The following is a 7,448-nucleotide window of genomic DNA, read 5'->3' as shown; positions in this document are numbered from 1 at the left end:
CAGCAGTGAAACCGCTCAGCGCCGATGGTAGTGTGGGGTCTCCCCATGTGAGAGTAGGTCATCGTCAGGCACTTATTCAGAAACCCCAGCCCATGGCTGGGGTTTCGTCGTTCTAGGGGTCTCCCCATGGCCCGTTTGTCGGGAACAAACGGGAACCGCTTCAGCGGGCCCGAAGGGCGAGTCTCAGGATGAGACGAGTAAAGTCGCGGAGCGCCGGCCGCCGGGAGGCCGGCCCCCGGAGCGCCGGCCAGGTCATCGTCAGGCACTTATTGAGAAAAGCCCCGAGCTCCTTTGTGAGTTCGGGGCTTTTTGCGTCTGGGGACTGTCGGCGGGTGGTTAGACTTTGGTTGTTATACCAAGGTATGATACGACCATCTTCCACAGCATTGAGAGGGCTCTGCCATGACTCCGTCGGTCGAAACCTATCCCACCATCTGGGACAGCACCGGTACCTCGCGCGTCATCGTTCGCCCGCTGCTGCGTCGGGTGTGGCGCGGCATGCTCCGCCTGGCTGAGGCGCAGTGCGCGGCCCAGGCGCGCCGTGGCTACCTGCCGCATATCTGATCAACCGACGGCCGCGCGGCTGTCGAGGATCCATGAAGAAGCCCGGGCCAAGTGGCCCGGGCTTCTTTGTTGCGTGATGTGCGGCGCCTGGGGTCAGACCACGCCCTGGTCGATCATGGCGTCGGCTACCTTGCGGAAGCCGGCGATGTTGGCACCCAGTACCAGATTGGTAGGCTCGCCGAACTCCTCGGCGGTATCGGCGCACTGGCGGTGGATATTGGCCATGATCTCCTTGAGCTTCTCGTCGACCTTCTCCAGCGGCCACTTCTCCATGCTGCTGTTCTGAGCCATCTCCAGCTGGCTGGTGGCCACGCCGCCGGCATTGGCGGCCTTGCCGGGTCCATAGGCGATCTTCGCCTCGAGGAAGCGATCCACGGCATCCGCGGTGGAAGGCATGTTGGCGCCTTCGCTGATGCAGTAGACGCCGTTGCTCAGCAGGGCCTCGGCATCGGTGGCGGTGAGCTCGTTCTGGGTAGCGCAGGGGAAGGCGGCGTCGGCCTTGATACGCCAGACCGCGTGACCACCCTCGGGGTACTCGCCAACCGGGATGTAGGTGGCCTCGGGATGCTGCTCCAGGTAGGCCTCCAGGGAGGCGCGCTTGACCTCCTTGAGCTCCTTGAGCAGGTCGAGGTCGATGCCGCGGGCGTCATGCAGGGTGCCGCGGGAGTCGGAGCAGGTCACCGGCTTGGCGCCCATCTCGTAGAGCTTCTCGATGGTGTAGATCGCCACGTTGCCGGCGCCGGAGACCAGGCAGGTCTTGCCTTCGAGGGTCTTGCCGAGGGCTTCCAGCATGTTCTGGGCGAAGTAGACCGCACCGTAGCCGGTGGCTTCCTTGCGGCCGATGGAGCCGCCCCAGTCCAGGCCCTTGCCGGTGAGCACGCCTTCATAGCGGCCGGTGAGGCGCTTGTACTGGCCGTAGAGGTAGCCGATCTCACGACCACCGACACCGATGTCGCCGGCGGGCACGTCGGTGTGCGGGCCGATGTGCCGATACAGCTCGGACATGAAGGCCTGGCAGAAGCGCATGATCTCGCCATCGGACTTGCCCTTGGGGTCGAAGTCCGAGCCGCCCTTGCCGCCACCGATGGGCAGGCCGGTGAGAGCATTCTTGAAGATCTGCTCGAAGCCCAGGAACTTGATGGTGCCGGAGGTGACACTGGGGTGGAAGCGCAGCCCGCCCTTGTAGGGCCCCAGCGCGGAGTTGAACTGGATGCGGTAGCCCTTGTTGACCTGGACGCGGCCGTCATCGTCGGTCCAGCAGATACGGAACATGATCTGGCGTTCCGGCTCGACGATACGCTCGATGATGCTGTGGTCCAGATAGTGGGGGCTATGCTGGAACAGCGGGCGCAGGCACTCCAGTACCTCTTCCGCCGCCTGGTAGAACTCGGTCTGGGCGGGGCTGCTCTTGCGAAGGTTTTCCAGAGTATCGTGAACGTAGGGCATCATCGTGTCCTGTGTGTGAGTGTGCCGGCCGCAGCGGGCCAATCTGAAAGTGGTTTCCACGGACAACGACTATATAGCAATGCACCATTATGCAGCAAATGTATGGGCCATGCGCGCGTGAGACATTGTTATGAGCCAAACTCGCTTGTAAATCCAGGAAAAGCTTGCACCTCGATTGCGCAAAAGAAAAGTTTCATAAATGTTTATTAAACGCTAGGCTCCCGGTGCCTGTGTCACTATGGCGGCTTTCCTCGTGGCAGGCGTGGTGCTAAGGTGCTTCGCCGCCGGTTGTTCCGGCAGGGGCGGGGCCACAGGCACACTGAGGAACAAGGTGCGGCATGGAGAAGACGATGACTTACCCGGGGGAGCTGCTCTGCTACTGTCGTCCCGGTTTCGAGCCCGACTTGGCAGCCGAGCTTGCCGACAAGGTCGCGGCGCTGGGCTGGGAGGGGGAGGCGCATCATGCTCAGAACGATGGCTTCGTGCGCTTCCTGCTGCACGAGGGCGAGGCGGCCAACGGCCTGCATCGTGACCTGCCGCTGACGGATCTGGTCTTCGCCCGCCAGAGTCTGGTGGCACTGCCGCCACTGGTGCTGTCGCGTGATGACCGACTGACGCCGATCGTCGACCAGGTGGTCGCCAGCGGCTGGAGCTTCGAGAGCCTGTGGCAGGAGACCCCGGACACCAACGACGGCAAGGCGCTGGCCGGGCTGGCCAAGGCGCTGGAGAGGCCACTGACCTCGCTGCTGACCAAGCGCAAGGCGCTGCGTCGCAAGGCGGGTGGACGGCGCCTGCATCTGCTGTGGAGCGCCGGCGATCGTGTGCAGCTGGGCATGAGCTTTCCCGGCAATCGCAGCGAGCTGCCGGGCGGCATTCGGCGCCTGCGCTTCCCGAGAGCGGCGCCCAGCCGTTCCACGCTCAAGCTGGAGGAGGCCTGGCATGAGTTCGTGCCGCGGGAGGAGTGGGATGAGCGCCTGGGCCAGGGCATGCAGGCCGCGGATCTGGGGGCGGCGCCCGGCGGGTGGACCTGGCAATTGGTGCAGCGCGGCATGCATGTCTACGCCATCGACAATGGCCCCATGGACAGGGCGTTGATGGCCACCGGACAGGTCGAGCACCTGCACGAGGATGGTTTTACCTGGGAGCCTCCGTATCGCCTCGACTGGCTGGTCTGCGATATCGTCGACAAGCCGTCACGGGTGGAGGCGATGGTGGAGCGCTGGCTGGTTCGGCGCTGGTGCCGGGAGGCGGTCTTCAACCTCAAGCTGCCGATGAAACGCCGCTGGCCCGAGGTGGACTCCTGCCTGCGACGGCTCGCCGACGCGCTGGCGGCGGCCAGGGTCGACGCCGAGATCGCCTGCCGCCACCTCTACCATGATCGTGAAGAGGTGACGGTGCATGTCCGCCTGAGGGCGTGAGGCTCAGTGGGCGGCGGGCTCGTAGATGCGAATGCGCTCTTCTTCGGTGAGCAGTGGCAGCAGGCGCTGCATCACCCGGGTGCGGGTCTCGCTGGAGTACCATTCCTTCCAGGCGCGCATGTCGCGCCACTTGGTGATCATCAGACGCCGGTCGCTGTGTCCCAGTTCCACGAGGCTCTCGCCACCCACGAAGCCCCTGGCGCCCAGGGACTCGCGCATGGCCTCGCGGGCGGCCTCCTCGTACTCATCCTCGAGACCGGGCATGATGCGGCGTTCGATAATGATCTTGATCATCTTGCAGGCTCCGACTGATTTCTTAAGCAACCCACGAGGTCCTCGATGGCAGAGAAACCCGACTTTCACGCCGAGCTCGATACCACCGGGCTCTACTGTCCCGAGCCGATCATGCTGATGCATAACAAGGTCCGCGACATGCAGGCGGGCGAGGTGCTGAAGGTGATCGCCAGCGACCCGGCTACCACCCGTGACGTGCCCAAGTTCTGCCAGTTCCTGGGCCATGAGCTGGTCCATCAGCAGCAGCTCGGGGACAGCTACCTCTACTTTATCCGTTTAGGCTAATCTTGTCCTGGCGCGGACGGTGATGTGCCGGGGTCGCCATCCGGCATCACCATCAGGGCCAGCGCCTCCAGAGTCGCGGGGTCCTCCTGACGGATGCGGTTGGCGATCTGGCGTTGGAAGAAGTAAACCAGGCGATGGCGGCTGTGCCCGGGATAGAGGCAGGCATCGCCGAGCAGGATCGGGGTCTCCTCGACGCGGCGCTCGTCCGCGAGCAGCGCTTCGATCGTGCCGTCGCTGTAGAGGCGCCAGCCGAACACCTGTTTGAGCTGCCAGGGCGCATCGCCGTCGTCCATGCACAGGGCGTGGGTGCCCTGGATCTCGGGCAGCTGCTGGATCAGGGTGACCTGTTCGGTCTCCTCGTAGTCGAAGTAGCTGGCGGCGTGTTCCAGCTCCATCAGCTTGTGTTCCGGCGCTACCTCGAACAGCTCCTCGGTCTCGGGGTCCCGGTAGCCGACGAAGCGGCCATGCTCGTCGTCGTCGAGGCGCTGGCAGGGTGTCAATGACTCCATCCACGCCACCAGGCCGACCACCTCACCATCCTCGCGCAGGCCCCAGGCCAGCAGCGGCATGCCATACAGGGTGTCCGGGCTGGAGTCCAGGCGATACACCATCTCGAGCCCATCGAGTTCCGGTGCCAGTCGTATCAGGCGGCGTCTGGCCAGCTGACGCTGGCGCCTTGCTTCCAGGTCGATGACCCGGGCGGAGCGGGGTGACAGCTGGGTTCCCATGGCGTCTCTCCAGATGCTGCTTGATCACGGGACCGGGCCGGGCGGCAGGCTCCCCGGGCCGGCGCGGAAGCGCGCTGCGTCACTCAGGCACCACCAATAGCATAGACCCACTCGCAGGTTAAGCCCTGTGGCCTGAGGCCTTCGTCGAAGCGACGCTCAACAGCGCGATGCGAGGCGCCGGCGCCGCTCCAGATGGCCCTGCATGGCGTCGCGAAAGCGGGGTAGCGGCGCCTCGGAGTGCTGTCGCGAGAGCCAGGCCCGGCGGTACGCCTCCACGGCGTCCGGCGGTGCTTCCAGGCTCGCGAAGAGCGGTGCCAGGCCCGAGAGCCACGCCGCGGCCGCGCCATCCAGTGCGTCCAGCCAGTCGGCGAGTCGCCGGGCCTCAGGGATCTGCTGGAGGTCGGCGGTGAAGCCTCCGGTGGGGCAGTGTCCGGGGGTGGCGAGTGCCCGGTCGAGTAGAGCGTTGGCTTCGGCGAGGCGCTGCTCCGCGAGCAGCAGGGTGCGCAGCAACTGTGCCGTGTAGGGGCGGTCGTTGAGTGCCCGCAGGTGGCCCTCCAGCGCCTCGGGGCTCGGCAGTGGCCGGTTCGCCTCGAAGGGGGCACGGCTCAGCTCGTTGAGATAGTCCAGGGCGGCCAGCTGTTCGCTGGGAGGCGCCAATGCATCCGGTGCCAGGACGGAGCTGACCCGCGAGAAGCTCTGCGCCCACTCCTCGGATCCGAACAGCCCGTTCCAGGTCGCGCGCGGCAGTTGCTCGCGCTTGGTCGCGGTGAGCCGCTCGAGGCGGGCGAGGTCCTCCGCGGCGAGGCGCCCCGGCACCTCGCCCGACAGGCATGACGCCAGGCGCCGCCACAACTCGAGCTCGTATTGCCAACGCTGACTGGCCGGTGCCACGCGGCCCAGGGTGCTGTTACGCTCGGCGACCAGGGTGGTGATATGGCATTCGCGCAGGGCGTAGATGTCGAGCATGCCCTCGCGGGTCTCGGGGATGCTCACGCGGCGCTCGCGCAGTTCGGGGAAGGCACCGATATTGCGGGGCGTTGCATGGGCGGGAGGCGTCAGGTCGAGCCGCTCGGCGAGGGCTCGCTGGTAGTCGCGCAGCAGGGTATCGCTGGCGTCGCCCCCGCCGCAGCCGACCAGGATCACCGCCAGGGCGGTGGCCACGCCGCAGCGGCGCAGGGCGTCAGGGATGGAGCGGGTCGCGTTCGCCATGGGCCACCGCCTTGCCGATTCGTCTCAATCGCTCGCCGAGCATCGCCGCCGCGACGGTAAGCCCACCGATCAGGCCGATCCAGTAGCCATGCACGCCGAGGGGCTCGATCAGGCCGGGAACGCCGCGGGTGCCCAGCCAGTGGCCGCCGGCCATGCCCACCAGCCAGTAGGAGGCCAGGGTGATGGCCATGATGATACGCGTGTCCTTGTAGCCGCGCAGCGCCCCGGCCAGATTGACCTGCAGCGAGTCGGAGACCTGGTAGACCATGGCCAGCAGCACCAGCGAGAGGGCCAGCCTGGCCACTTCCGCGTCGCGGGTATACAGGCCGATCACCGGTTCCGCGGTGAAGCGCAGCAGCAGGCCGTTGATCAGCGCCACTACCAGGCAGACGGCGATGCCGTGCCAGGCCACCCGGCGCGCGTAGCGGTGGCGCTGCTGCCCCAGCACGTTGCCGACCCGAACCGTCAGGGCCATGCTCAGCGACAGCGGCAGCATGAACAGGATGGAAGTATAGTTGAGCGCCACCTGGTGGGCGGCCACGGTGATCTCGCCGAGGCTGGCGATGAACAGGGCGATCAGCGTGAACAGGGTGACCTCGACGAAGATCGCCACGCCGATGGGCAGCCCCACGTAGAGCAGCTCGCCGATCATCCGCCGGTGAGGGCGGCTGGGGGCATGCCACAGCGAGACCCCGCCATAGGCCCGCGAGTGGCGCGTGTATAGCGCCATGGCCAGGCACATGGTCCATAGCGACAGCGCCGTGGCGATGCCACAGCCCAGAGCGCCCAGGGCTGGCAGCGCCAGGATCCAGTCCGGCAGCCAGCTGCCCAGCAGGTCGCCTAGCCCCTCGCCGCCGTAGATCAGCACGAAGTTGCTGGGCACATTGACGGCCAGCCCTACCAGGCTGATCCATAGCGAGGGACGGGTGTGGTTCATGCCGTCGGAGAAGGCGCGCAGGGCCTGGAAGAGGGCGGCGCCCGGCATGCCGAAGGCCACCGCGAAGAGGTAGCTACGGGAGCCCTCCGCCACCGCCTCGGGCACGTTCATCAGGGTGAAGATCGGACCTACTGCAAACCACAGCAGGGCGGCAGCCAGCGCCCCCAGCGTCAGCGCCACCCACAGCCCCTGATGCACGTTGGGGGCGATCTCGGCGCTGCGTCGGCCACCCAACAACTGGGCGACGATGGGCGTCAGCCCCATCAGGGTGCCGGTCATGAACAGCATCAGCGGCAGCCACAGGCTGGAACCCACCGACACCGCCGCCAGGTCGGTGGGGCTCAGGCGTCCGGTCATCATCACGTCGGCCACGCTCATGCCGGCCTGGGCCAGCTGGGCGCCGCAGATCGGCAGGGCCAGCGCCAGCAGCGGGCGCGTCTCGCGGCGTGCGGTATCGAGGAGAGTGGCCAGCGGGCGGCTCAAGACGTGCGCTCCATGCGGTCGGGCAGGGCGGCCATGCTAACAAGGCCGAGCGTTCTTTACCCGTGCGGCGGCGGGTATACTGAT

General features: G+C 66.6%; 8 protein-coding genes. 3 read left to right on the top strand and 5 right to left on the bottom strand.

All coding sequences use genetic code 11. The annotated features are described in order from the left end of the window. The first annotated feature begins 402 nt into the window (after nucleotides 1-402). Nucleotides 403-564 carry a hypothetical protein gene (locus tag RAN53_RS06865; RefSeq protein WP_305796070.1) on the top strand — a complete coding sequence of 54 codons (162 nt, stop codon included), beginning with the start codon at nucleotides 403-405 and terminating at the stop codon, nucleotides 562-564. A 93-nt stretch (nucleotides 565-657) separates the two neighbouring features. Here RAN53_RS06865 and gdhA read toward each other — a convergent pair whose 3' ends face one another. After that, on the bottom strand, nucleotides 658-2,010 hold the full coding sequence (gene gdhA / locus RAN53_RS06860) for an NADP-specific glutamate dehydrogenase (RefSeq protein ID WP_305796069.1): 1,353 nt from the start codon (nucleotides 2,008-2,010) through the stop codon (nucleotides 658-660). Between the two features lie 338 nt (nucleotides 2,011-2,348). Here gdhA and rlmM point away from each other — a divergent pair, with 338 nt between their 5' ends. After that, entirely contained in the window at nucleotides 2,349-3,428 is a 1,080-nt protein-coding gene (rlmM, locus tag RAN53_RS06855; RefSeq protein ID WP_305796068.1) for a 23S rRNA (cytidine(2498)-2'-O)-methyltransferase RlmM, read from the top strand. A gap of 3 nt (nucleotides 3,429-3,431) precedes the next feature. Here rlmM and RAN53_RS06850 read toward each other — a convergent pair whose 3' ends face one another. Continuing rightward, complete coding sequence (locus RAN53_RS06850) at nucleotides 3,432-3,722, bottom strand: antibiotic biosynthesis monooxygenase family protein (RefSeq protein WP_305796067.1); 291 nt, start codon at nucleotides 3,720-3,722, stop codon at nucleotides 3,432-3,434. A gap of 45 nt (nucleotides 3,723-3,767) precedes the next feature. Between RAN53_RS06850 and tusA the strand changes: the two genes are divergently transcribed. Next, a complete protein-coding gene (gene tusA / locus RAN53_RS06845) occupies nucleotides 3,768-4,007 on the top strand; it encodes a sulfurtransferase TusA (RefSeq protein WP_305796066.1) in 240 nt (79 codons plus the stop codon). On the opposite strand, the gene RAN53_RS06840 is transcribed toward tusA, so the two are convergent. From RAN53_RS06840 to RAN53_RS06830, 3 genes are all read right to left on the bottom strand, one after another. Further along, on the bottom strand, nucleotides 4,004-4,735 hold the full coding sequence (locus tag RAN53_RS06840) for a hypothetical protein (protein ID WP_305796065.1): 732 nt from the start codon (nucleotides 4,733-4,735) through the stop codon (nucleotides 4,004-4,006). The genes tusA and RAN53_RS06840 overlap by 4 nt on opposite strands. A 156-nt stretch (nucleotides 4,736-4,891) precedes the next feature. Further along, complete coding sequence (locus RAN53_RS06835) at nucleotides 4,892-5,944, bottom strand: DUF3080 family protein (RefSeq protein WP_305796064.1); 1,053 nt, start codon at nucleotides 5,942-5,944, stop codon at nucleotides 4,892-4,894. Further along, nucleotides 5,916-7,364, bottom strand: coding sequence for an MATE family efflux transporter (locus RAN53_RS06830; protein ID WP_305796063.1), 1,449 nt, complete (start codon nucleotides 7,362-7,364; stop codon nucleotides 5,916-5,918). The genes RAN53_RS06835 and RAN53_RS06830 overlap by 29 nt, the downstream gene beginning before the upstream one ends. Nucleotides 7,365-7,448 lie beyond the last annotated feature (84 nt).

This window comes from Halomonas sp. SSL-5, from assembly GCF_030708455.1.
Lineage (GTDB): Bacteria > Pseudomonadota > Gammaproteobacteria > Pseudomonadales > Halomonadaceae > Halomonas.
Note: the sequence above shows the minus strand (reverse complement) of the source record. Positions and strands in the feature narration are given on the sequence as shown.